This window comes from Streptomyces atriruber (assembly GCF_001418325.1).
Classification (GTDB): Bacteria; Actinomycetota; Actinomycetes; order Streptomycetales; family Streptomycetaceae; genus Streptomyces; species Streptomyces atriruber.
Genome location: NZ_LIPN01000696.1, coordinates 1 through 1735 on the forward strand (window position 1 = coordinate 1; position 1735 = coordinate 1735).

Genomic DNA, 1735 nt, shown 5'->3' on the forward strand with positions numbered 1-1735 from the left:
CGGGTCGCCGGCGGCCGGGCCGAGGAAGACCCCGCCGCTGAAGTCGACGCGCGGCGCGCCGCCGGATGCGCCCCCGAAGGTGTCCGCGAGCCCGCCGCGTCCGGGCACGCCCTGCACGGCCCGCCCCCCGAAGGCACCGCCCGGGGTGCGGCGCAGCGAACGGGGCACCGCGGCACCCCGGGCGGTGCCTTCGGGGGGCGGGCCGTGCAGGGCGGGCCCGGACGCGGCGGGCTCGCGGACACCTTCGGGGGCGCATCCGGCGGCGCGCCGCGCGTCGACTTCAGCGGCGGGGTCTTCCTCGGCCCGGCCGCGGGCGACCCGGGCGCCCCGGACCGCCCGGCACACCTCGACCTGGGCGACACCGCCTTCCACGGCAGCACGCTGGGCAGCCCCCGTCACGGAGCGGGCGGCCCCCGCCCCCAGGACGTCTACGTCGACTTCATGCGCCGCGCCGTCGACACCACCGGCGTCCTGACGGTGGGCCCGGACCCGGCCGACGGACTCCTGCTCCGGGGGCGGCTGCGCAAGCGGCTCGCACGGCACTGCACGGGACGCGGCGAGATCGCGCGGGACGGCGGCGACCGGAGCGTGCCGGACGGCACCGCCATCGCCGCCGACGCCTGTGACGACCTCCAGGAGGCCCTCGCGCGCGGCATGTTCGCCGCCGACGAGCGGAGCCTCGCCTGGCTCGACCTCGCGGAGGCGCTGCAGCTCGCCTGGTGCCACGACGCCGACGAGGGCGGGCAGCGGCTGATCCACTCCGCCCTGGAGGAGGCGCTCGAAGCGGCCGACGGGGACCACGACCTCACCCTCGCCTGCCATGTGCGCGGCGCCGACGTGCACTGGGCGCGCCACCTGGCCACCAGCCTGCCCGAGCACCGCCAACTGGCCATCGAGGGCTGGGAGAAGGCCCTGCCCCTGACCTCGCGGGACGACCCGAGCCAGGTCGTCCTGATGGCGCGGCTCGGTGCCGCCCTGGCCCAGCGCGGTGTCGCCACGGCCTCGGCCGAGGACACCGACGACGCGGTGCGCCACCTGCGCGAGGCGGTCGAGGCGACGCCCTCGCTCGACCCGGCCCGGGACGAGCGCCGGATGCACCTGGCCGGGGCGTACGTCGCGCGCTTCCAGGTGCAGCAGGTGCTCGCCGACCTCCACGAGGCGGAGTGGCTCCTCGGCGCCGTCGCGCGCAGCGTCACCGACGACGTGCTCGCCGCGTACTGCTGGCTGCGGCGCGGTGAGGTCGCCGCACAGATCTACGCGCGCACCGACCTCCTGGTCCAGCTGCACTGGGCGGCCGAGTACTACCGAACGGCGGCCGAGGCGGCCACGGCCGCGGGCGAACCGTCGCTCGCCGCGGAGGCGCACCAGTCGCACGCCGAGGCCCTGGAGGAACTCGACGACCCGGAGCGGGCGTTGACGGAGTACCGGAAGGCCGGGCGGCTGCTTCCCGAGTACGGCCCGGACGCCGCTTCGTACGTACGGGCCGACGAGATCCGCGACGCCATCGCGCGCCTAGAGACCCTGCTGGGCCGAGCGTGACCGCCTCCGCCGCGGAGAGCGGCATACCCCTGTCCGACCGGCAGCCCCTGCCCGACCTCCCTCCGCTCGCCGCCCTCGCGCCCCACGCGGACCGCACCGGCCATCCCGTCTACGCCGCCCTGCTCGCCGACCTCGCGGAGCGCGCCGCCACCACCGAGGGGCCGGTCGTCGCCCGGTACGAGGACGCCCCGTGAGC

Annotated in this window: 2 protein-coding genes; both read left to right on the forward strand. The window is 77.7% G+C overall.

Going from position 1 to position 1735, the window contains the following annotated elements; genetic code table 11:
* Positions 1 to 204: 204 nt before the first annotated feature.
* A complete protein-coding gene (locus AOK03_RS40145) occupies positions 205 to 1539 on the forward strand; it encodes a tetratricopeptide repeat protein (protein WP_208609732.1) in 1335 nt (444 codons plus the stop codon).
* Positions 1536 to 1733, forward strand: coding sequence for a hypothetical protein (locus AOK03_RS40150; RefSeq protein ID WP_055570228.1), 198 nt, complete (start codon positions 1536 to 1538; stop codon positions 1731 to 1733). Before AOK03_RS40145 ends, AOK03_RS40150 begins: the two co-directional genes overlap by 4 nt.
* Positions 1734 to 1735: the final 2 nt, after the last annotated feature.